The organism is Brachybacterium netajii (SeqCode), assembly GCF_054114245.1.
Genome location: NZ_JBSYXB010000004.1, coordinates 135205 through 156145, shown reverse-complemented (window position 1 = coordinate 156145; position 20941 = coordinate 135205). Strand labels below are relative to the sequence as shown.

Annotated in this window: 19 protein-coding genes and 1 tRNA gene; 12 read left to right on the top strand and 8 right to left on the bottom strand. The window is 73.5% G+C overall.

Going from position 1 to position 20941, the window contains the following annotated elements; all coding sequences use genetic code 11:
• Nucleotides 1–13: 13 nt before the first annotated feature.
• Nucleotides 14–328 (bottom strand): hypothetical protein, encoded by a 315-nt coding sequence (locus ACXET9_RS09865; protein ID WP_457886412.1) that lies wholly within the window; start codon nucleotides 326–328, stop codon nucleotides 14–16.
• A 140-nt stretch (nucleotides 329–468) separates the two neighbouring features.
• Between ACXET9_RS09865 and ACXET9_RS09860 the strand changes: the two genes are divergently transcribed.
• Entirely contained in the window at nucleotides 469–897 is a 429-nt protein-coding gene (locus tag ACXET9_RS09860) for a hypothetical protein (protein ID WP_457886411.1), read from the top strand.
• Here ACXET9_RS09860 and ACXET9_RS09855 read toward each other — a convergent pair.
• Nucleotides 871–2388 (bottom strand): glutamyl-tRNA reductase, encoded by a 1518-nt coding sequence (locus ACXET9_RS09855; protein WP_457886410.1) that lies wholly within the window; start codon nucleotides 2386–2388, stop codon nucleotides 871–873. The genes ACXET9_RS09860 and ACXET9_RS09855 overlap by 27 nt on opposite strands.
• 168 nt (nucleotides 2389–2556) lie before the next feature.
• Between ACXET9_RS09855 and hemE the strand changes: the two genes are divergently transcribed.
• The 8 genes from hemE (at nucleotide 2557) to hemL (ending at nucleotide 11470) form a co-directional block, all read left to right on the top strand.
• Complete coding sequence (gene hemE / locus ACXET9_RS09850) at nucleotides 2557–3711, top strand: uroporphyrinogen decarboxylase (RefSeq protein ID WP_457886409.1); 1155 nt, start codon at nucleotides 2557–2559, stop codon at nucleotides 3709–3711.
• The gene (locus ACXET9_RS09845; RefSeq protein WP_457886407.1) at nucleotides 3708–5189 is read left to right on the top strand and encodes a protoporphyrinogen/coproporphyrinogen oxidase; all 1482 of its coding nucleotides are present in this window, start codon (nucleotides 3708–3710) and stop codon (nucleotides 5187–5189) included. The genes hemE and ACXET9_RS09845 overlap by 4 nt, the downstream gene beginning before the upstream one ends.
• On the top strand, nucleotides 5186–5890 hold the full coding sequence (gene hemQ, locus ACXET9_RS09840) for a hydrogen peroxide-dependent heme synthase (protein WP_457886406.1): 705 nt from the start codon (nucleotides 5186–5188) through the stop codon (nucleotides 5888–5890). The genes ACXET9_RS09845 and hemQ overlap by 4 nt, the downstream gene beginning before the upstream one ends.
• A 28-nt stretch (nucleotides 5891–5918) precedes the next feature.
• Nucleotides 5919–7181, top strand: a complete 1263-nt coding sequence (locus ACXET9_RS09835; RefSeq protein WP_457886405.1) for a ferrochelatase — start codon at nucleotides 5919–5921, stop codon at nucleotides 7179–7181.
• A 23-nt stretch (nucleotides 7182–7204) separates the two neighbouring features.
• Nucleotides 7205–8221: a hydroxymethylbilane synthase gene (gene hemC / locus ACXET9_RS09830; protein WP_457886404.1), complete on the top strand. Its 1017-nt coding sequence runs from the start codon at nucleotides 7205–7207 to the stop codon at nucleotides 8219–8221.
• Nucleotides 8221–9027: a uroporphyrinogen-III synthase gene (locus ACXET9_RS09825; protein ID WP_457886403.1), complete on the top strand. Its 807-nt coding sequence runs from the start codon at nucleotides 8221–8223 to the stop codon at nucleotides 9025–9027. The genes hemC and ACXET9_RS09825 overlap by 1 nt, the downstream gene beginning before the upstream one ends.
• Nucleotides 9024–10046, top strand: a complete 1023-nt coding sequence (gene hemB, locus ACXET9_RS09820) for a porphobilinogen synthase (RefSeq protein ID WP_457886401.1) — start codon at nucleotides 9024–9026, stop codon at nucleotides 10044–10046. Before ACXET9_RS09825 ends, hemB begins: the two co-directional genes overlap by 4 nt.
• A 110-nt stretch (nucleotides 10047–10156) precedes the next feature.
• Nucleotides 10157–11470: a glutamate-1-semialdehyde 2,1-aminomutase gene (hemL, locus tag ACXET9_RS09815; protein ID WP_457886400.1), complete on the top strand. Its 1314-nt coding sequence runs from the start codon at nucleotides 10157–10159 to the stop codon at nucleotides 11468–11470.
• Between the two features lie 153 nt (nucleotides 11471–11623).
• On the opposite strand, the gene ACXET9_RS09810 is transcribed toward hemL, so the two are convergent.
• On the bottom strand, nucleotides 11624–13054 hold the full coding sequence (locus ACXET9_RS09810; RefSeq protein WP_457886399.1) for a tagaturonate epimerase family protein: 1431 nt from the start codon (nucleotides 13052–13054) through the stop codon (nucleotides 11624–11626).
• Nucleotides 13055–13343: 289 nt separating this feature from the next.
• Complete coding sequence (locus ACXET9_RS09805; protein ID WP_457886398.1) at nucleotides 13344–14795, bottom strand: DUF222 domain-containing protein; 1452 nt, start codon at nucleotides 14793–14795, stop codon at nucleotides 13344–13346.
• Between the two features lie 201 nt (nucleotides 14796–14996).
• Here ACXET9_RS09805 and ACXET9_RS09800 point away from each other — a divergent pair.
• Both ACXET9_RS09800 and ACXET9_RS09795 read left to right on the top strand, forming a co-directional pair.
• A tRNA-Met gene (locus tag ACXET9_RS09800) sits at nucleotides 14997–15073 on the top strand.
• A gap of 91 nt (nucleotides 15074–15164) precedes the next feature.
• Entirely contained in the window at nucleotides 15165–15827 is a 663-nt protein-coding gene (locus ACXET9_RS09795; protein WP_457886397.1) for a pentapeptide repeat-containing protein, read from the top strand.
• Nucleotides 15828–15848: 21 nt separating this feature from the next.
• Here ACXET9_RS09795 and ACXET9_RS09790 read toward each other — a convergent pair whose 3' ends face one another.
• The 3 genes from ACXET9_RS09790 to ACXET9_RS09780 all read right to left on the bottom strand — a co-directional run bounded on the left by ACXET9_RS09790 (nucleotide 15849) and on the right by ACXET9_RS09780 (nucleotide 19185).
• On the bottom strand, nucleotides 15849–16760 hold the full coding sequence (locus tag ACXET9_RS09790) for a glycerophosphodiester phosphodiesterase family protein (protein ID WP_457886395.1): 912 nt from the start codon (nucleotides 16758–16760) through the stop codon (nucleotides 15849–15851).
• A gap of 144 nt (nucleotides 16761–16904) precedes the next feature.
• Nucleotides 16905–18026, bottom strand: a complete 1122-nt coding sequence (locus ACXET9_RS09785; protein ID WP_457886394.1) for a glycosyltransferase — start codon at nucleotides 18024–18026, stop codon at nucleotides 16905–16907.
• Nucleotides 18027–18036: 10 nt separating this feature from the next.
• Nucleotides 18037–19185, bottom strand: a complete 1149-nt coding sequence (locus ACXET9_RS09780) for an NAD-dependent epimerase/dehydratase family protein (protein WP_457886393.1) — start codon at nucleotides 19183–19185, stop codon at nucleotides 18037–18039.
• 291 nt (nucleotides 19186–19476) lie between these two features.
• Here ACXET9_RS09780 and folP point away from each other — a divergent pair, with 291 nt between their 5' ends.
• Nucleotides 19477–20346 (top strand): dihydropteroate synthase, encoded by an 870-nt coding sequence (gene folP, locus ACXET9_RS09775; RefSeq protein ID WP_457886392.1) that lies wholly within the window; start codon nucleotides 19477–19479, stop codon nucleotides 20344–20346.
• A 95-nt stretch (nucleotides 20347–20441) separates the two neighbouring features.
• On the opposite strand, the gene ACXET9_RS09770 is transcribed toward folP, so the two are convergent.
• Nucleotides 20442–20864 (bottom strand): DUF3817 domain-containing protein, encoded by a 423-nt coding sequence (locus ACXET9_RS09770; RefSeq protein WP_457886391.1) that lies wholly within the window; start codon nucleotides 20862–20864, stop codon nucleotides 20442–20444.
• Nucleotides 20865–20941: the final 77 nt, after the last annotated feature.

Below are 20941 nucleotides of genomic sequence, written 5' to 3'. Positions count from 1 at the left end.
TGCGCAGCCGCACTCAGGCCGCGGGACCCTCGCCGTCGTCAGCGCCGGAGGCGTCGCGCGCGAGCTGCTCGCGCGCCAGGTCCTCGATCTCGGCGACGGCTGCGCGCGCCCGGTCGACGCCCGGGCCCTCGGCGCCGTGCTCGCGCTGGACGTCCTTGAGGAGCTCATCGCCCTGGTAGAAGGCATCCTCGAGATGCCCGGCGGCCGCGGTCGCGATCGCCAGCTCGGCGCGGGCATCGACGGCCTCCGCGCTCAGCGCCTCCCCGTCGACCAGGAGGTCCAGCAGACGACGGGTGGCCTCGTGGACGCGCTGCGACGGGGTGCTCATGCGGGGACTCCTGCGGGGATGGGGCGGGATGGGATGAGGTCTGGACGATGACAGGACGGAGATGGACCGTGATGGCGACCCGTTGCCGGGCGCCGTCCCAGGATCCCATGCCTCGCGGCGGCCCGTATTCTGGGACGGCCATGGAGATCAATCCGTATGCCGCCCGGCTGCGCATGCTGCAGCAGATGGACGGCGTCCAGCAGCAGCGCGAGGCCGCGCCCGACGACGAGACGGCCGGATGCCCCGGCTGCCCCTACTTCTGGACCTGCCCGGTGCCGCACAAGGGCGTCGAGGTGACCGCGCCCCCGGAGATCGAGCTCGACGAGGTGCGCGATCAGCTGGGCGGGGGGCGCGAGTACCGTCCGCGCGACGAGTCCGACATCGGCTGGAGCGACGTCTGGTACGAGGACGACGAGATCGCGGAGGACGGCGACGACGCCTCGGAGGCGGAAGAGGATGCGCAGGAGGACGCGGAGGAGCCGGAGAGCTCCGCTGACGACGGGACCCCCGAGGAGCCCGCGTCACCGCGTCGGCGCTGGTTCTCAGGCCGAGGTCGACGCCGCCGCTGAGACCGTCGACCGGGAGGCCGCCGCAGGCTCGAGCTCGCGCGCGAGCGCGTCCGACGCACCAGCCGCACCGGACGCACCGCCCGCATCGGTCCCGCCCATCGGGCAGCCGGCGGGGGCCGTGTCGTCCTGCAGGGCGAGATGGGCGAGCTCGGCGATCGAGCGGGTCGGGACCGTCTGGTCCACGCGCATCCATCCGCGCTGGGCCTCGGGCTCCTCTGCGCCGTGCACGGCGCGCTGATCGGTCGCGTCGCCGCCGGAGATGTCGATCCCGAAGATCGTGTGGAAGGCGTCGACGTAGGCGTCGGCATAGCCGTCCTGGGCGAGGCGACGGGCGCGCTCGGCGGGCGAGTGCATGACCTTGGCGAGGATCCGGCGGATGCTGCGCTCGAGCTGCTCGGCGATCTCCGGGTCGGTCTCGCGACGCATCCGGTCGATCTCGGCGTCGGCGGTGTCGGCGACCTCGCGGCGCAGGGCGGCCATCGCCGGGTCGATGCGGCGGACCTCCTGCTGCACGCGGAACGCCTCGACGCTGTCCTCGACGATCCGCCGTGCGAGGACGAGCGAGGGGTCGGCCGCGTCGGCGGCGACCTGCAGGTCCGTGAGGTCGAGGACCGTGATGCCCTTGAGGTGCCGCACGAGAGGGTGGAGGTCGGAGTGCAGCGCGAGGTCCAGCACGACGGTGCGGCCGGCGGTGAGGAACTGCTCGGGGAACAGGCTGGTCCCGCGCCCGGAGCAGGCGACGACGAGGTCCGCGTCGGCGAGCGCGGCGTCGAGCTCCTCCGGAGCGACGGCCTCGAGGCCGTGGCGCTGGGCGAAGCCGAGCGCGCGGCCGGACGGGGAGTGCACGCGGATGGGGCCGGCGCCGCGGCGCAGCAGCTCGGCGACGCTGAGCCGCGCGTAGGCGCCGGTGCCGACGACGAGGGCGCTGCGGCCCTCGAACCCGCCGAGGACGGTGCCGGCCCGGTCGAGGGCGACGGCGGCGCCGGAGCGCCCGGCGGCGCCGACGGGCGCCTGGGTGGCGACCTGCTTGGCGCAGCGGAAGGCGTGCTGGAAGAGGTCGTGGAGGAGGGAGGTCGTCCAGCCCCCGCGGCGGGCGCTCTCGTAGAGGGCGCGCATCTGCCCGGCGATCTCGGCCTCGCCGAGGACGATGGAGCGCAGACCGGAGGTCACCTCGTCGAGGTGGCGGGCGACGGGGGCGTCCATCGCGGCGTCGAAGCAGAGGGAGACGAGGTCGCGGTCGCGTCCGCTCGTGCGGACGACGGCGTCGATCACGAGCTCGACGCCGTCGTGGAAGCGATGGGCGTCGAGGTAGATCTCGAGACGATTGCAGGTGCTGACGACGACCCAGCCGGCCAGCGGCGGCTGATCGTGCGAGGTGGGGCGGGAGTTGAGCTCCCCGATGACCGCGGGAAGCTCGTCCGCACCGCGGGTCAGGGCGTCGAGCACCTCGAGATCGAGGTGCTCGTGGGAGGCGCGGACGGCAGCGAGCATGGCTCCGAGTCTAGGCCGGGGTCCCCGCGGGCGGGCCGCTGGGACATTCCTGGACCCGAATGTCACAAACCTGTGCACAATGGGGGCGTTATGGAACAGAACAGCACGTCAGAGGACGTTTTTCGCGACAGCCCGTCAGATCCCTCGGTGGTTCCGGAGGGTTCCCAGGTGGGACCCGTTTCGGGCTCCCCGGAGATCGACGCCCTGCTCGCTCTGCCCGCCGACCATCCCGCCCGGCGCTCGACCTCCGAGGGCGGCGCGGGTGACGCGCCTCTCCTGCGTCGGCTCCGCGGGGAGGTGACCTCCGCCGCTCCCAGCGTGTGGTTCATGCGACAGGCGGGGCGGTCGCTGCCCGAGTACCGGGAGGTGCGCGGCGACATCCCGATGCTCGACTCGTGCCTCACGCCGGAGCTCGCGGCCGAGATCACCGTGCAGCCCGTGCGCCGGCATCGCGTCGACGCCGGCATCTTCTTCTCCGACATCGTCGTGCCCGTCCGGATCGCCGGTCTGGGCGTCGAAATCGTGCCGGGCCGCGGGCCGGTCTTCGACCGGCCGATCCGCACCGAGGCCGACATCGATGCGCTGCCCGCCCTCGGCGAGGAGGACGGAGGCTTCGAGGAGGCCCTCGAACCGATCCGCGAGGCCGTCCGCCGGACCGTCGCCGAGCTCGGCACCACGCCGCTGATCGGCTTCGCGGGCGCCCCCTTCACCGTCGCCAGCTACATGGTCGAGGGCGGTCCCAGCCGCGACCACCTGCGCACCCGCGCACTCATGCGCGACCGGCCCGAGCTGTGGGATCGCCTCGCCTCGTGGGTCGCCGAGCTCTCCGGCCGCTTCCTGCGCGCCCAGGTGCTCGCGGGCGCCTCCGCGGTCCAGCTGTTCGACTCCTGGGTCGGCTCCCTCGGCGAGGACGTATACCGCGCGCACGTCCAGCCGCATTCGGCGGAGGTGCTCGCGCGAGTCGCGGACCTGCCGGTCCCGCGCATCCACTTCGGCGTCGGCGCCTCCCATCTGCTCGTGCCGATGCTCGAGGCCGGCGCCGACGTGATCGGCGTAGACCACCGCCTCCGCCTCGACCGCGCGCTCGCGGCGCTCCCCGCGGGCACCCCGATCCAGGGCAACATCGATCCGGCCGTGCTGTTCACCTCCGAGGAGGTGCGCTTCGCCGAGGCCGGCGCCGTGCTCGCGGCCGGCGCGGGCGCGAGCGGCCATGTCGTGAACCTCGGCCACGGGGTCCCGCCCGAGACGGATCCGCAGGTCCTCACCGACCTCGTGTCCTACCTGCACGAGCAGCGCGTCCCCGCGGCGGCCGACGCCTCATGACCCCGCGCACCCTGGTGGTCGGGGGCGGGCTCGCGGGCCTGCTCGCCGCCCGCCGTCGGCTCGCCGCCGGCGACGACGTCCTCGTCCTCGAGGGCGAGGACGTCGTCGGCGGGGCGATCGCCGAGGCCGAGGTGCTCCCGGGCCTGCCGATCAACGCGGGCGCCGAGGCGTACTCGCTCGGCTCCGGCGCCGTCGACGCGCTGATCGCCGACCTCGGTACGACAAGCATCGCCGAGACGGCCGTGGTCTCCCCCCGGTCCGGCCTCGGCAGCCGGATCGTCTCCGCGGGCGGCGTCCACCGGGCGCCCGCCGACGCCCTGCTGGGCGTGCCCGCGCATCCGCTGGCCGCCGACGTGCGCGCCGTCCTGGGCGTGCCCGGCGCGCTGCGGGCCGCGCTCGAGCGGTTCCTGCCGGCGCGCGTCGGCGATCGCCCCGGCGCGACCGTCGCGGAGCTCGTGACCGCGCGCTGCGGACGCCGCGTCACCGACCGGCTCGTCGCCCCGATCGTCGGCGGCGTCCACTCCTCCGATCCCGCGACCCTCGAGTTCGCCGCCGCCTCCCCCGCCCTGCTCTCCGGGCTGCGCGAGCACGGCTCCCTCACGGCGGCCGTCCGCGCCGTCCGGGGGCGCTCCACGAGGAGCGCCGGCACCCGGGTGCACGCCCTGGACCCGACGATGGCCGAGCTCCCCCGTGCCCTCGCCGCCGGGATCCGCGCGGCGGGCGGGGAGATCCGCACCGGGACGCGGGCCGTCGCCGTCGAGCGCGAGACCGGCACGATCCGCATGACCGGCGCGGCCCGCACGCCCGCCTGGACCGTCACGACGGCGGCCGGGGAGACCCTCGGCGGCGACCGTCTGATCCTCGCCTGCCCGCCCGATCTCGCGCGCGACCTGCTGGAGGGTCCCGCCCCGGACATCGCTCGCGCGATCCCGGAGGCGCCCTCGTCGACGGTGCGCCTGGTCGCCCTCGTCCTGGACGCGCCCGCCCTGGACGCCCTCCCCAGCGGCACCGGCGCGCTCGTCGCCCCCGGCACCCCGGGGATCACCGCCAAGGCGCTCACCCATGCCTCCGCGAAGTGGGAGCACGTCGAGCGCCTCGCCCGGACCGCCCTGCCGGAGGCGCGCTCCCCGCACGTCGTGCGCCTGTCCTACGGTCGTCCCGGCCAGGAGCTGCCCGCGCGCGAGGACATCGTGGACCTCGCCCTCGCCGACGCCTCCCTCGTGCTCGGCGCCCCGCTGGGCCGCGAGCAGCTGCTCGCCTCCCGCATCGTCGACTGGGACCGGGCCATGCGCCAGGCCCTGCCCGGCCACCGCGCGGCCCTCGCCGCCCTCGAAGACCTGCTCGCCGCAGAGCCCGACCTGGAGCTCGTGGGCTCCTGGCGGGCCGGCACCGGCATCGACGCGATCGTCCGCGCCGATGCCGCGGCGAGCACCGCAGCACCCCGCACCTCACCCCTCCCGGAAGGAACAGGATCATGAGCGACGACATCGACCTCGCCCAGACCACCCGCTACACCAGCTACACCGTCTACCGCCGCACCTCCGGGCTGACCGACGACGGCGAGATCGGCGCCGAGCAGATCGGCACCGCGCTCGAGGAGACCGTCGCCCTGCTCGAAGGCGCCCACGAGGTCGAGATCCTCGGCTTCTACGACGTCTCCGGCTTCCGCGCCGAGGCCGACCTGATGATCTGGCTCGCCGCCGACAAGCCGGAGTCCCTCCAGACCGCGCTGCGCGAGTTCGAGAACTCCCTCGCCGGCACCTGGCTGACCCGCGAGTGGTCCGCCGTGGGCGTGCACCGCATGGCCGAGTTCGCCAAGGGCCACGTCCCCTCGTTCATGGTCCCCGAGTTCGAGCGCAAGCAGTGGATCACCGTGTACCCGTTCGTGCGCAGCTACGACTGGTACCTGCTGCCCGACGACGAGCGCAACCGCATGCTCCGCGAGCACGGCATGCTCGGCCGCGACTACCCGCAGTGCAACGCCAACACCGTCGCCGCCTTCGCCCTCGGCGACTACGAGTGGCTGCTGTCCTTCGAGGCCGACGATCTCCACGACCTCGTCGACATGATGCGCCACCTGCGCTACTCCGATGCGCGCCTGCACGTGCGCGATGAGCTCCCTTTCCACGCCGGACGCCGCCTCGATTCCCTCGAGGACGTCGCCGCGATGCTGGCCTGATACCGAACCCACATTTCGAGGAACACCCATGACCGACATCGTCACTCCAACGGACCACGACTCCGCGGGTGCCCCCCGCCGGGTCGACCCCGCCTCCCCCACCCACACCCGGCGCGGCGAGCCCAAGCCCTTCGACGCGATCCTGTTCTCGTCCTTCGGCGGGCCTGACGGCCAGGAGGACGTGATCCCGTTCCTGCGCAATGTCACCCGAGGGCGCGGCATCCCCGATGAGCGCCTCGAGGAGGTCGCGGGTCACTACCGCGCTCTGGGCGGTCGCAGCCCGATCACCGCGCAGAACGAGGCGATGATCGCCGCACTGGAGAAGGAGCTCGCCGGGCGCGGCATCGACCTGCCGATCTACTTCGGGAACCGCAACTGGGCGCCGTACAACTCCGATGCGGTCCGTGCACTTCATGCGGACGGCCGACGTCACGCGCTGGGTCTGGTGACCAGCGCCTACTCGTCCTACTCCTCGTGCCGGCAGTACCGTGAGGACTTCGGCATGGTGCTCGAGGAGACCGGACTGGTGGGCGAGATCAGCATCGACAAGGTCCGCGTCTACTTCAACCATCCCGGCTTCCTCGAACCCGTGGTCGACGGCGTGAGCCGCGCACTGGCGGGCCTCGCAGTGGAGGGACACGACGCGGATCGGGTCGCCGTGCTGTTCTCCACCCACTCGGTACCGAACTCGATGGCCGAGGCCTCCGGCCCCGAGGAGACTCGCATCCAGGGGTCCGGGGGGTGGTACGTCGAGCAGCACCTTGCGGCCTGCCGCTGGGTGATGGATCAGCTGCACGACGACGAGCCCTCGCTGCCGGAGTGGCAGCTGGTCTACCAGTCCCGTTCGGGTGCGCCGCACATCCCCTGGCTCGAGCCGGACGTCAACGACGTCATCGAGCAGCTCGCCGCTGACGACGCTGCCGACGCCGTCGTCGTGGTCCCGATCGGGTTCGTCACCGACCACGTGGAGGTGGTGTGGGACCTGGACACCGAGGCGAAGGAGACCGCCGAGGAGAACGGCCTCGCCTTCCGCCGTGTCGCGACCTCGGGCGAGGATCCACGCTTCATCGCGGCGCTCGCGGATCTGATCCAGGAGCGGCTGGATCACTCGTTCCCGCGCCGGGTCGTCACCGATTTCGGCGGCACCCCGGACGTGTGCGGTGCGAACTGCTGCGTGGGCCGCGTGTGCCGTCCCACGACCAGCGCCGTGGACTCGGCGGAGGACGTCGAGCGGGCCCGCGCCGAGGCCGCCACGCGCGGCGAGGCCGACTCTGCGGGAGCCTCGGCGTGACGCTCGGCGCGAGCGCTCCCATCGTGTCCTCGAACGATCCTGACTCTCCGCTGCGCATCGGGACCCGCGCTTCGGATCTCGCGCTCACCCAGTCCGGGCACGTCGGAGAGGCCGTCGTGGCCGGGACCGGGCGCGAGGTCGAGCTCGTGCATGTCTCCACCCACGGGGACCGCGACCTCACCAGCCCCCTCTCCCGGATCGGCGGGACCGGCGTGTTCGTCACCGCCGTGCGCCAGGCGCTGCTGGATGGTGAGGTGGATGTGATCGTCCACTCGTGGAAGGACCTGCCCACCGCGCCGCTGGAGGAGATCGCCCTCGCCTGCACGCCCGTGCGCGAGGACCCGCGCGATGCCCTCTGCGCCCGCGACGGGATGGGGCTCGCGGACCTGCCGCTCGGCGCGAAGGTGGGCACCGGCTCGCCGCGCCGGGGCGCGCAGCTGCTGCGCAACCGGCCCGATCTCGAGGTCGTGGGGATCCGCGGCAACGTCCAGACCCGCCTGAACCGCGCCCTCGGGCCGGAGGCGGACCTCGACGCCGTCGTGCTCGCCGCCTCCGGACTGCGCCGCGTGGGCCTCGAGTCCGTGATCAGCGAGGTCCTGCCGGTGGACGTCATGCTGCCGGCCCCCGCCCAGGGCGCCCTCGCGGTCGAGGCGACCACCGCCGCGCTCGCTGAGCAGCCTTGGTTCGACGAGCGCCTCGCCGCGGTCGATGACCCGGCGACCCGCGCCGCCGTCACCGCCGAGCGGTCGCTGCTGCGCACCCTCGAGGCCGGCTGCTCCGCTCCCGTCGCGGCCTACGCCGAGTTCGAGGAGCCGACGGAGGGTGAGCAGTCGGAGAATGTGCGCGTGCTGCGTCTGCGCGCGCTCGCGATCCGGCTCGACGGCCGCCACGTGGTCGAGGGCGAGGCGCGCATGGCGCTGGACCTCGCCGCGGACCCGCTCTCGGGCCCGGACTCGGTGCCGGCCGCGCTCGGCGCGGAGCTCGCCGCGGACCTGCTCTCCCGCGGCGCCGGCGACATCCTCGCGGAGGCCCGCGCCTGATGTCCCCCGTCGTGCCCGGCGCTGTGCCCGTCCCGTCCCCGGCCCTGGCCCGTCCCGTGCTCGTCGCACGGCCGGCCGGGCGCGGGGCGAGCCTGCTGCAGCTGCTGGCCGCGGCGGGCCTCGCCGCGGTGCATGAGCCGCTGGTCCATCTCGCGCCCGCGACGAGCGAGGAACTGACGGCGGCGCGCGAGCGTCTCGCCGCGGGCGCGTACACCCACCTCGTGGTCACCTCCCGCACCGCCGCCGAGTGCCTCGGCGCGGTCACGGTGCCGGCAGGCACGGTGGTGGTCGCCGTCGGCGGCGGGACCGCGCAATCCCTCGCCCAGCTGGGGATCGCCTCCACCCTCGTCGCGGACGGCTCCGGCGCGGCGCTCGTCGACCAGATGCCTGCGGCCGACGATGGCGCGACCGTGCTCTTCCCCGCCTCCTCCGCCGCCTCCCGCACGGTGCCGGAGGGGCTGCGGGCCAAAGGCTACCGGGTCCATGAGGTCACCGCCTACAAGCCCCGCCGCCTGGATCCCCCGCCCGCGGTCGCGGTGGGCATGGCGAACGGCGCGTACGCCGCGCTCGTGCTCACGAGCCCGATGATCGCGCGGCAGGCCGCGGCCGTGGGGGTGCATCCCTCGACCGCTGTCGTGACGATCGGGGAGCCCACCTCCCGCGCCGTCCGCGCGGCGGGCCTCCCCCTCGCGGCGCAGGCCGCGGCACCGACCGATGTGGCGCTCGTCGCGGCGGTCCGCGAGGTGCTCGCCCGCCCGCACCCCGGCCCACCCTCACCTCCGACCTTCCCGAAGGAGCTCCGATGACTCTCCCCACCGTCCCCGGCCCGATCGACCGGCCCCGCCGCCTGCGCACCACCCCCGCGATGCGCGCCCTGGTGCGGGAGCACACCCTGCGCCCCGCCGATCTCGTGCTGCCGATGTTCGTGCGCGAGGGCGCGAGCGAGAACCGCCCCGTCTCCTCGATGCCCGGCGTCGAGCAGCACACGATGGACTCCCTGGTCCGCGCCGCGACCGAGGCGGTCGAGCGCGGCGTGGGCGGCGTGATGCTCTTCGGCGTGCCCGAGACCAAGGACGCGATCGGCTCCGGCGCCACCGACCCGGAGGGGATCCTCAACCGCGCCCTCGCGCGCCTCCGCTCCGAGCTCGGCGACGCGACCGTGCTCATGGCGGACCTGTGCCTGGACGAGTTCACCGACCACGGCCACTGCGGCGTCCTCGACGCCGACGGCCGCGTCGACAACGACGCCACCCTGCTGCGCTACCGCGACATGGCCCTCGTCCAGGCCGAGGCGGGCGCGCACCTGCTGGGCCCCTCGGGGATGATGGACGGCCAGATCGCCGCGATCCGCGACGCCCTCGACACGGCAGGCCGCTCCGACGTGGCCCTGTACGCGTACACCGCGAAGTACGCCTCGGCCTTCTACGGCCCCTTTCGGGAGGCCGTCGACTCCTCCCTGCAGGGCGACCGCCGCACCTACCAGCAGGATCCCGCGAACGTCCAGGAGTCGCTGCGCGAGCTCGAGCTCGACGTCGCCGAGGGCGCGGACCTCGTCATGGTCAAGCCCGGCCTGCCCTATCTCGACATCCTCCGGCAGATCGCCGACATCTCCCCCGTCCCCGTCGGCGCCTACCAGGTCTCCGGCGAGTACGCCATGATCGAGGCGGCCGCCGCGAACGGCTGGATCGACCGCGACCGCACGATCCTCGAGTCCCTGCTGGCGTTCCGTCGCGCAGGCGCCTCGACCGTGCTCACCTACCATGCGAGCGAGGTCGCCGGCTGGTTCGCCGACGGCCTCCCCCCGCACCTGCGCGAGTTCCTCTGACCGCGCCCGCCGCACCACAGCCACGCCGCTCCGCCGCCCTGCCACCCCTGACACCCCTGACACCCCTGACACCCCTGACACCCCGACTGTCCTCGCCCCAGGAGATCCGCATGACCGCTCCCTCCCCCGACGCTCCCGCCGGCTCCGCCGCCCTCTTCGACCGCGCCAGGACCGTGATCCCCTCGGGGGTGAACTCCCCGGTGCGGGCCTTCGGCTCGGTCGGCGGCACCCCGCCGTTCATCGTGTCGGCCTCCGGTGCGCTCCTGCACGATGCCGACGGCCGCGAGTATGTGGACCTCGTGGGGTCCTGGGGCCCGATGATCCTCGGGCATGCGAACCCGCAGGTCGTCGAGGCCGTCCGGGAGGCCGCAGGCCGGGGGCTCTCCTTCGGCGCCCCTCAGCCCGGCGAGGTGACCCTCGCCGAGGAGGTCGTCTCCCGGATCGCCCCCGTCGAGCAGGTCCGCCTGGTCAACTCCGGCACCGAGGCCACGATGAGCGCCCTGCGCGTCGCCCGCGCGGCCACGGAGCGCGACGTGATCGTGAAGTTCGCAGGCTGCTACCACGGGCACGTGGACGCGCTGCTCGCCGAGGCCGGCAGCGGGGTCGCCACCTTCGCCATGCCGGGCTCCGCCGGGGTCACGGCCGCGACCGCCCGCGACACGGTGGTCCTCCCCTACGGGGATCGCGACGCGGTGACCGCGCTGTTCGCCGAGCGGGGCACCGAGATCGCCGCGATCATCACCGAGGCCGCCCCCTGCAACATGGGCGTGGTGACGCCCGTCGACGGCTTCAACCGCTTCCTCGCGGAGACGGCGCACGCCGCGGGCTCCCTGCTGATCAGCGACGAGGTCCTCACGGGCTTCCGGGCGAGCCGCGCCGGGCACTACGGCATCGACGGCGAGGGCTGGGCCCCGGACCTCATGACCTTCGGCAAGGTCATCGGCGGCGGCCTCCCGGTCGGCGCCTTCGGCGGCCGCTCCGACCTGATGGGTCTGCTGGCCCCGGCCGGCCCCGTCTACCAGGCGGGGACGCTGTCGGGGAACCCGCTGGCGACCGCCGCGGGATTGGCGACCCTCGCAGGCCTGGACGACGCCGCCTACGCCGCGCTCGACGCCGCGAGCACGCGCCTGCAGCAGCTGGTGGGCGACGCCCTCACGACAGCCGGCGTCCCCCACACGATCCAGACCGCGGGCTCCCTGTTCTCGGTGTTCTTCCGCGAGGACCCGGTGCGCGACTACACGGACGCCAAGGACCAGGACACCGAGGCGTTCCGTCGCTTCTTCCACGCGATGCTGGAGGCGGGCGTGAGCCTGCCGCCCTCGGCCTTCGAGGCATGGTTCGTCTCGACCGCGCACGACGAGGCGATCCTCGATCGCATCGCGGAGGCGCTCCCCGCCGCCGCGCAGGCGGCCGCCGCGGCCTGATCCGCCTCAGCGGCCTCAGCGCCGCTCCCACGACGACGGGCCGGTCGTCCGAGCGCTCTGCTCGGACGACCGGCCCGTCCTCATGCCAGGGGTGGTCCCGTGCGCCGGTCCCGGGATCGCCCCGGCCCCGGCCCCGGGACGTCCGGACTGCTCTCAGACCCGCGCGCCAGCGAAGGCGGTGAGGTGGCGGGAGATGTGCGGGACCAGGACATCCGCGTAGGCGCCGTGGTTCTCGCGCAGGACCGCGTCGAAGCGGTCGACCAGCGGGCTGCCGTCGGCGAGGGAGGCGATGAGGGAGTCGCCGTAGCCGACGTGGAGGATCTGACGGGCATCGGCCTGGGCGATGAGCTCGGCGAGGTCGACGCCGTCCAGGGCGATCGGGGTCGAGTCGGCCTGGGCGGAGACCTGGTAGGAGGCGCTCGCGCGGGCGTAGGCGTCGCGGGAGATCCCCCAGATCGTCCCGAACAGCTCGGGGTCCTGGGCGGCGATGACCTCGAGGGCGCACAGGTAGCTGGTGCCGGAGGTCTTGAGGTGGACGAGGCCCTCGGTGGCCTCGACGGCGAGCGGGTAGATCGAGTACTTGTCGGAGCCGGAGTGCAGGGAGATCTTGTAGCCGCCGAAGGTCTCGCCGATGGCGTGGTGGACCTCGAGGTTGTGCCGGAGCTCGTCGACGTCGCCGCTGAACTCGAGGCCCTTCTCGAAGCCGTCGACGTAGCGGGGGGCGAAGGAGAACCACTCGAGGCCGAGGCGCTTGAGCTCGGTGGCGAGGTAGTAGTGCTCGAAGAAGGTGGTCAGCCACGCGGTCTCGTCGACGGCGATCTCGGTCTCCACCGGGTGCTGGGCGTTGTCGTGCAGGTGGCGGTAGAGCCGTGCGGTCTCGGCGACGGCGCCGGCGTACTTCACGGCGGCGGTGACGATCTCGTCCTCGGTGGGGGCGATGGTCTCGCCGGCGAGCTCGATGCGGGTGTCGGCGTAGCGGGTGAGGGTCCCCTCGAGGGTGTCCTCGAGGGCGTCCCAGGGCAGGGCCTCGGCCTGGGCGCGGCTGGCGCCGGCGGTGACGTCCTGGACGTAGTCGCCCGGGTCGAGGGTGAACATGGTGAAGCCAGCGGCGAGGCCGCGGTCGATGCCCTCGGTGGTCTTGATGTGGTCGCAGTCGGCGCCGAAGCCGCGATCCCAGCCGGCCTCGACGAGACCGAAGACGGAGTCGGTCATGACGGACTCGGCGCTGCGGTGGAGGCGGTCCATCTCGCGGATGGACTGCTGGGCGAGCACGGGGAAGATGTCGCCGCCGGCCTGCGCGAACGCCGCGGCCTGGCCGGCCGTGGCCAGGCCGATCCGGTCGCCGGTGCCGACGGAGGTGCGGTGGGCGCCGACGAACTGCGGGCGCAGCGCGGGGAAGACGTCCTGCAGGGCGCGGGCGTTGCGGCTGGAGGTGGGGCCCTCGAGCACGTAGCCGTCGCCGGCCGGGGAGGACGTGCCCTCGAAGGGGGCGAGGAGGGCGGAGTCGGCGACCTCGAGGCGCAGCGTGCTGCCGGAGCGCTCGCGGCGGACGTCGGCGGAGTGGGTGTCGTTGCGAAGGGCCATGGGGTTCTCCTGGAGGGCGTGCGGGCGGATGCCGGAGGGATGCGACGGTGGACGGCGACGACGTCGTCGATGCCCTGACACGGCCGCGGCGGCGTGATTCATCTGCAAACGGTTCCATCGTAGGACATGGGGCCGCTTCCGCGGAACCCCTGACATGAAACGTCGCATTCACCGAGGGCATGCGCTTGCCCGCCTCGAGCGCGATCACTCGCGATCAGAGACGTGCAATCGTTTGCCTCGCGGCTCGAACCCGCTCCGCCCGGCCCAGCCCAGGCCGGCCCGGCCCGGCTCAGTCCGGGACCGGCGGCCCGATCGCCGGCGGCGCGCTCACCCGGGTGACGCCCGAGCGCCCCGTCCAGGCGACGGCGTGCACCGGTCCCTCCCGGCGCTCCACCCTCACCCCCTGCCGCTCCTTGCCGTTGCAGTGGACGCAGGTGCCCTGTCCGTTGCCGAGCGTGGTGGGACCGCCGCCGGCATGCGGGGCGATGTGGTCGTGCTGGCGGATGCGGGCGTCGCAGAAGGGGCCCCGGCAGAAGGTGTCGCGGGCGCCGAGGTACCGGGCCATGCCGCGCGGGAAGGCGCGCGAGCGGGAGTCCGCGGCCACCAGCTCCCCGGTGGTCGGGTGCGTGTAGAGCCGCCGGAAGAGCACGCGCAGCGCCGGCCCGTCGGACCCGGCGGGATCCCCCTGGCCCGGGGCGGGGGCGAGCAGCGCCGCCCGCACCTGCTCGCGCACGGCGCTCGCGGGGACGGCCCCGTAGCCCTCGATGTGCGCGGCCTCCCCGGTGTCCGGGGCGAACAGTGCGCGGTCGGTGATGACGATGCCGATGTCGATGCTCGTGCCCCCGGCGGCGACCCGGTCCTCCTCGCGGATCCCCTGGGCCCCGGCCGACTCGGCCTCCTCGCCGAGGAGGGTGGCCGCGAGCAGGTCGGCCATCACGGGCCCGTGCGCGCGCTGGCGGTCGTCGCTCGCGGCGACCTTCTGCGCGGCGGCGACGGAGAGTCTCTTGACGATGGCTGCGGCCTGCGAGGCGGGGAGCATCGCGTAGAGCATCGCCATCCCGTGGGGCTTGCGCACGCTGCCGACGCAGCGCTTCTCGGCGGCGCGCCGGGCGCGCTCGGCGGAGCCCTCGGGATCGACCTTCTCGACGGCGGTCTGCGCCTCGCCCTGCCAGCGGCGGTTGCCGGCGGCGTCGAGCGCGTCCAGGTCCTGGGCGAGCAGCGCGGAGACCTCTCGGCGCTGGTCGTCGTCGAGCACGGCGGTGTGCTCGGAGATGGCCTGCACCGCGGTGGGCGAGATCCGCGAGGCGGCGAGCCCCGCATGGATCTCGGGCAGGGTCTCCTGGATCCGACGGGCGGATTCGAGCGCCTTCGACGCATGGGCGGCGGATCGGCGCTGGATGAGGGAGGCGTCGCGGGCGGTGATCTCGTCGGCGGCTCGATGCACCGCCTCTTCCGCGGGGGGTCTCCCGCCGGGGCCGGCGTCCTCCTGGGCACGCCGCATCTCCTGCTCGCGGGTGGCGTCGCCGAGGGCGACCAGGGCGCGTATGTCGAGGGCCTCGAGAGCGCAGCGCAGGTCCTGGAGGGCGATGAGCAGGTCGGCATGCTCCTGCCGCTCCCCGACTGGCCCGGTCGCCGCCCGCAGCGCCGGGGTGAGCTCCTCGATCAGGGCGCGCAGAGCGGTCGACCGGGGTGCGGTGCCGTGCTCCCCGTCGTCCGTCGCCTGTCGTCGTCGCTCGTCCATGGCGTCCACGGTGGCACCGCCCGATCCCGCCCGCACCCGCCCGCTCCCGGATGTGGACGACTGCCCGCTGGGGAGGAGCACTCCCCACAGCCTCCCCCGCAGCATCCCCACAGCCTCCCCGCACCGCCCCGCATGACCCCCGATGTCGGACCGTGACGAGATGCTGGCCAGCGCCCCGCGGCACCGGTCAGGATGTACGGACGCTCCGTAGCTCAGCCCGGCAGAGCAGCTCCCTCATAAGGAGTGCGTCGCAGGTTCGAATCCTGCCGGAGCGTCCATCCGGGCCCACCGGTCAGGCCGGTCTGCGAGGATCCGGCGGAGAGCCGACGACGCCCCTCGGCCGCCCGCCGACAGATCCGAGGACCCCTCATGCCCCGCCGCCCCGCCGCGACCCGCGCCCCCGTGCTGGCTCCCCTGGTCCTGCCGCCCCTCGACGACCTCGACGCCGCCGCCCTGGATGCCCAAGCCTCGATCGACCTGGCCCGCATCACCGGGGACATGTCGGAGCGGGACCTCACGGGCCTCGCGCTGGCCGAGTGCTCGCTGGAGGGGGTGCGCGCGGAGCGCACGGTGCTGCGCTCGGCGCGGCTGGTGGAGACGCGGATCGAGCGGATGGATGCCCCGGTGCTGGACCTCGCGCGCTCGTCCTTGCGCGATGTCGAGATCACGGGCACGCGCTGCGGCGCGCTGGACCTCTATGACGCGGAGCTGCGCTCGGTGCGCTTCGCTGGATGCAAGATCGACTGGCTGAACCTGCGTTCGTCGCAGCTGGAGGACGTGCTGTTCGAGGACTGCGTGCTCGAGGAGCTGGACCTGGGCGGGGCGAACGCGACGCGGGTCGCCTTCCGGGGCTCCCGCACGGGGGCGCTGAGCATCGACGGCGCGCGCCTGGCGGACGCCGACCTGCGGGGTCTGCGGATGTCCTCGATCAGCGATCCGGGTGCGCTGCGCGGCGCCACGGTGGACGCCGCGCAGCTGATGGAGCTGGCCCCGTTGCTGGCGGGGCACCTGGGGATCCGCGTCGACGGCTGAGGGGAGGCGCCGCCGCGCACGTCACAGACCGGGCGCCCGCCGTCCCGTCCGCAGGTCTCGGCCCTCGAGGTGCTCGCGCAGCAGGTGCGGCCAGTCGGTCTGGATCGCGGTCGCCCCGCTGCGCACCAGCGGGCCCCACCCCGCCTCGGGCCCCTCGAGCAGCGCCGTCTCGTCGTCGTGGCCGAGGTACAGCCGCGCTCCGTTCTCGAGGTTCAGGGCATTGACCTGCACCAGCGGGAACTCCGCGGCGATCGCGGCGATCGCGGCGGGGTCCGCGTACGGGTCCTCGGGGGTGGCCGCGAGCACCTCGGCCCCGATGAGGTTCAGCCCGGGGATCGCGCGGACCTCCGCGAACTGCTCGGGGGTCGTGATGATCGGGTAGTAGAGGAACGGGGTGGGATGCGCGGCCAGCGCGGCCAGGAGCTCGGGCTCCGGCGGGGACTTCAGCAGCACCCGACGGGCGGCGCCCGCCTCGGCGAGCACGTCCAGCAGCTCCGGCCAGTAGAACCAGGAGCGGTCCACGTTCAGCCATGCGTCGGGCAGCGCCTCCAGCAGGTCCAGCAGCCGGGTGGGACGGACCGTGCCCCGCTCCCCCTGCCAGCGGAAGCTGAGCTCGTCGATGGCGGCGGAGGGGAGGGTGCGCAGATCCTCGGCGCCGGCGAAGTGCTTGTCCTCGTAGCCGTCGTGGAAGAGGTAGTACTCGCCGTCGGTCGAGCGGATCACGTCCACCTCGACGATGTCGGTGCCGCTGCGCAGCGCCGCGACCGCAGCCCGCACGGTGTTGTCGGGGAAGCTGCCGAGCGTGGTCCCGCGGTGGGCGATCACGAGCGGGGTGCCCACTCTGTCGATGAGCGCGTCGAGCTCGGCGCGGAGCTCGCCCGCGGTGGGAGCGTCGACAGGGGGCGCTGCGGGGGCCGCGGCGGATTCGGTCACGGGGGAACCTCCTGGCAGCTGACAGCCGGGGTCGACCGGCCTGGTCGGCGGGATCGAGCGGGAGGGGCTGAGCGGAAGGGCGGATCCGCAGCGCCGATGCGCTCGGCGCGACCGAGGGCCGACGGAGCGGTCCCGCCCGCCCCGTCAGCCCTCGTGCTTCGCGATCGCCCTCTCGTAGTACCGCAGCAGGTCGTCGGAGGCGGCCTCCCACGAGTACTTCTCGGCCTCGGCGCGGGCGGCCCCGCGGATGCCCTCGCGCACTGCGGGATCCCCGAGGCGCGAGAGCGCCGCGTCGAGCGATCCCTCGCTCCCGGAGTCGTAGAGCAGGCCGTCGACGCCGTCGGTGATCTGCTCGCAGGTGGGGCCGGAGCGGGCGGCGACGACGGGGAGGCCGGAGGCCATGCCCTCGGTGATCACGAGGCCGAGGGTCTCGGTGACGGAGGGGAAGATGAAGCCGTCGGCGCTCGCGAAGGCGCTCGCGAGCTCCTCGCCCTCCATGAACCCGGGGAAGAGCGTGGAGGTGCCGGCGAACAGCGTCTCCAGCTCGTGCCGGTAGGGCCCGTCGCCGACGATCGCGAGGGCGATGTCGTCGCGGCGGCTCATCATGGGGCGCAGCCGCTGGATCTCCTTCTCGGCGGCGAGGCGGCCGACGAACACCAGCAGCGTCTTCTCGGGGTGCCCCTGGGTGAGGCGCTCCCGCATCGCCGCGGAGGCGAAGCGCGGATGGAAGGCGACGGTGTCGACGCCGCGGCGCAGCACGTGGAGGTTCTCGATGCCCTGGGCCTCGAGCTCGTCGCGCATGGTCTGCGAGGTGGCGAGGTTGATGTCGGCCAGGGCGTGGTTGCGCCGGATCTGCCACCACACGGCGGGCTTGCCCCACTTCCACGCCCGGTAGAGGTCGAGGTAGCGGGGGATGTGGGTGTGGTAGCTGGCGACCAGCGGGATCCGCTGCCGGTGGGCGGCGTAGGCCCCGGAGGAGGCCAGCAGCAGCGGCTGGGCGGCGTGGACGACGTCGGGGTGGAAGCCCCGGATGATGCCGTCGACGGTGGGGTGGGGCAGGGTGAAGCGCCGATGCTTGTAGAACGGCAGCGTCACCGGCCGGATGCCCACCACCCTCGCCCCGTGGTGCTCGGTGACGCCGAGCTCGGGGGCGATGACCATGACCTCGTGGCCGAGGTCCTGGAACCGCTCGACGGCGTGGCGCAGGCGCGTCACCACGCCGTCGACGGAGGGCAGGAAGGTCTCCGTGACGATCGTGATCTTCACGGGCCCGGGATCACTTCCAGGTGACGGTGGGCAGGACGAGGTCGCGCTCGACGCGGTCGGCGTTGGCCCGTGCGACCGTGAGGATCTCGGCGATCACGTCGGTGGTCAGCAGGTGCGGCTCGAGGCCGAGGCCGAGCAGGCCCGAGTTGACCGCGCTGTAGTAGTGGTCGTACTTCTCCACGCGCGGGTTCTCGATGTGGTCGATCGTGACGTCGAGGTCGATCTTCGCGGCGGCCTCGGCGACGAGCTCGGCCAGCTGCTGGACCGAGAACTCCTCGGTGAACTGGTTGAACACGCGGAACTCGCCGCGGTCGGCCGGGTTCTCGCAGGCGATCTCGATGCAGCGCACGGTGTCCTGGATGTTCAGGTACCCGCGGGTCTGCGAGCCGTTGCCGTAGACCGTGAGGTCGTGGCCGATGGCGGACTGGATGATGAACCGGTTCAGGGCCGTGCCGAAGACCGCGTCGTAGTCGAAGCGGTTGACGAGGCGCGGGTCCAGACGGGTCTCGTCGGTCTCGAGGCCGTAGACGACGCCCTGGTTGAGGTCCGTGGCGCGGATGCCCCAGGTGCGGCAGGCGAACATGATGTTGTCGCTGTCGTGCACCTTGGTGAGGTGGTAGAAGGAGCCGGGGGTCTTCGGGAACGGCAGGCGGTCCTTGCGGCCCTTGTGCTCGATCTCGATCCAGCCCTCCTCGATCTCGATGTTCGGCTGGCCGTACTCGCCCATGGTGCCGAGCTTGACGAGATGGCAGTCGGGCGCGAAGTCCTTGATCGCCCACAGGACGTTGAGGGTGCCCTCGACGTTGTTGCGGTGGTTCTCGATCGCATGCTCGCGGTCGATCATCGAGTACGGCGCGCTGCGGTGCTCGGCGAAGTGCACGAACGCCTCGGGCTGGAGATCGCGGAAGATCCCGGACACGTCCTCGTAGTCCGTGAGGTCGCCGATGACGACGGAGATGTCCTTCCCGGTGACCTCCTTCCACGCGGCGACCCTGTCCTCGAGGGAGACGATCGGGGTCATCGAGTTCGACCCCAGCTCCACGTCGATCTCGCGACGCACCAGGTTGTCGATGATGGTGACCTCGTGCCCCTTCTGCGAGAGGTACAGGGCAGTGGGCCAGCCGCAGAATCCGTCTCCGCCGGCGACGACGATCTTCATCGAGAGTCCTCCAAAAGAAATGCTGTTGCGGCACATATGTGACCATGTATGCCGGGTCGTGGAACGACGTGTCCGCACCCAACGTAGTGCAGGTCGGCGACCCTCGCGGACGCTTCCGACGACGACGTGAACGGTCGTGGAACAGGTGCGGCACAGACGATGTCGAGCGGTTCCCGCACGTCCCGCCGACGGCTCCGCCGCCGCGTCCCGGGCGCGTTCCGCCCGGTCCGGTTCGGTCCCTCTCGATCCCGTCCTGCCTCATCCACCGTATCGGCCCCTGCTGGAGTGATGATGAACGCCGCCCCGCTGCACCCCCGCCCGCTCCCCGACCTGCGCGAGCGCACCGCCGTCATGGCGATCGTGAACCGCACGCTGGACTCGTTCTTCGACGAGGGGCGCACCTTCTCGCTGGAGGCGGCGGTCGCGGCGGGCGTCGCGGCGGCGGAGGCCGGCGCGGACATCATCGACATCGGCGGCGTGAAGTTCGCGCCCGGCGAGCCGCTGCCGGTCGCGGAGGAGATCGACCGGGTGGTCCCGGTCGTCGGGCGGCTGCGGGAGGAGGCGCCGACGGCGCTGCTCAGCGTGGACACCTTCCATGCGGAGGTCGCGGAGGCGGCGATCGCGGCCGGCGCCGACATCATCAACGACACGACGGCGCTGAGCGACCCCCGGCTGGCGTCGACGGCGGCGCGCACGGGTGCGGCCCTCGTCCTGACCCATTCGCTCGCGGAGCCGCGCCGGGAGTACCCGAGCCCGCAGTACGACGACGTCGTCGCGGAGGTGCGGCAGGTGCTCGAGGACCGTGTCGCGCGCGCCCTCGGCGCGGGGGTCCGGCGCTCGCAGATCATCGTCGACCCGGGTCCGGACCTGAACAAGTCGACGGTGCAGACGCTGGAGCTCCTGCGGGGCTGGCGGGAGGCCACGGATCTGGGGTATCCGGTCCTCGCGGCGCTCTCGCGCAAGGACGTCGTCGGCGAGACCCTGGGTCTGCCGAAGGAGGAGCGCCTCGAGGGGTCCCTCGCGGCCGCCGCCTGGGCGATCGCGCAGGGGGCGCGGATCCTGCGGGTGCACGACGTCGCCGAGACGGTGCGCTTCGTGCGGATGCTCGAGGCGATCCGGGGCGTGCGCGAGCCCGCGGGCCCCCTCGTCCACAACGTCTGAGGCGGCCGCGCCCGACGGGCAGTCGCGCCCGTCGGAGGACCGGCGCCGGCCGACGCACGCCCGTCGGCCGACGAGCACCGGCCGACGGCCCGGCGTCAGCGCGCGGAGCGCACCCCGAGGCGGCCGCTGCGGCGCAGCCACATCTCGAGCGGGACGGTCACGAGCGGCGGGACGGCGGCGGCGAGCGCGAGGAGCGCGACCCACCAGCTCCAGCGCTGCTTCCAGGCGGTCAGGAGCGAGACGGCGACGTAGATCAGGAACATGCCGCCGTGGAGCCGCCCGAAGATGACCACGCCGAGCTCGGTCGTGCCGGTCCCGTACTTCAGGAGCATGCCGATCAGCAGTCCGGCCCAGGTGATGGCCTCGAGGACGGCGGCGATCGCGAAGGCGCGCCCGATGCGGGAGAGCCCGGCATCGGAGGTCGATGCCCCGGCGGCAGGCGCCTCGGCGGGAGGGGCTGCGTCGGTCGACGTCGCGTCGGCGGGAAGCAGGGTCTCGTCGGCGGGCGCGGTGCTCATGAGGGGGCTCCAGGGGTCGTGGTGGGGCCGGCGGGGGCCGGTCGCCCCTCAGCGTCGCAGAGTCCGCCGCCCGGTCG

Coding starts and splice junctions, on each gene's coding strand:
- ACXET9_RS09865 (WP_457886412.1), bottom strand. CDS start 328: ATGAGCACCCCGTCGCAGCGCGTCCACGAGGCCACCCGTCGTCTGCTG.
- ACXET9_RS09860 (WP_457886411.1), top strand. CDS start 469: ATGGAGATCAATCCGTATGCCGCCCGGCTGCGCATGCTGCAGCAGATG.
- ACXET9_RS09855 (WP_457886410.1), bottom strand. CDS start 2,388: ATGCTCGCTGCCGTCCGCGCCTCCCACGAGCACCTCGATCTCGAGGTG.
- ACXET9_RS09845 (WP_457886407.1), top strand. CDS start 3,708: ATGACCCCGCGCACCCTGGTGGTCGGGGGCGGGCTCGCGGGCCTGCTC.
- hemQ (WP_457886406.1), top strand. CDS start 5,186: ATGAGCGACGACATCGACCTCGCCCAGACCACCCGCTACACCAGCTAC.
- ACXET9_RS09835 (WP_457886405.1), top strand. CDS start 5,919: ATGACCGACATCGTCACTCCAACGGACCACGACTCCGCGGGTGCCCCC.
- ACXET9_RS09825 (WP_457886403.1), top strand. CDS start 8,221: ATGTCCCCCGTCGTGCCCGGCGCTGTGCCCGTCCCGTCCCCGGCCCTG.
- hemB (WP_457886401.1), top strand. CDS start 9,024: ATGACTCTCCCCACCGTCCCCGGCCCGATCGACCGGCCCCGCCGCCTG.
- hemL (WP_457886400.1), top strand. CDS start 10,157: ATGACCGCTCCCTCCCCCGACGCTCCCGCCGGCTCCGCCGCCCTCTTC.
- ACXET9_RS09810 (WP_457886399.1), bottom strand. CDS start 13,054: ATGGCCCTTCGCAACGACACCCACTCCGCCGACGTCCGCCGCGAGCGC.
- ACXET9_RS09805 (WP_457886398.1), bottom strand. CDS start 14,795: ATGGACGAGCGACGACGACAGGCGACGGACGACGGGGAGCACGGCACC.
- ACXET9_RS09795 (WP_457886397.1), top strand. CDS start 15,165: ATGCCCCGCCGCCCCGCCGCGACCCGCGCCCCCGTGCTGGCTCCCCTG.
- ACXET9_RS09780 (WP_457886393.1), bottom strand. CDS start 19,185: ATGAAGATCGTCGTCGCCGGCGGAGACGGATTCTGCGGCTGGCCCACT.
- folP (WP_457886392.1), top strand. CDS start 19,477: ATGAACGCCGCCCCGCTGCACCCCCGCCCGCTCCCCGACCTGCGCGAG.
- ACXET9_RS09770 (WP_457886391.1), bottom strand. CDS start 20,864: ATGAGCACCGCGCCCGCCGACGAGACCCTGCTTCCCGCCGACGCGACG.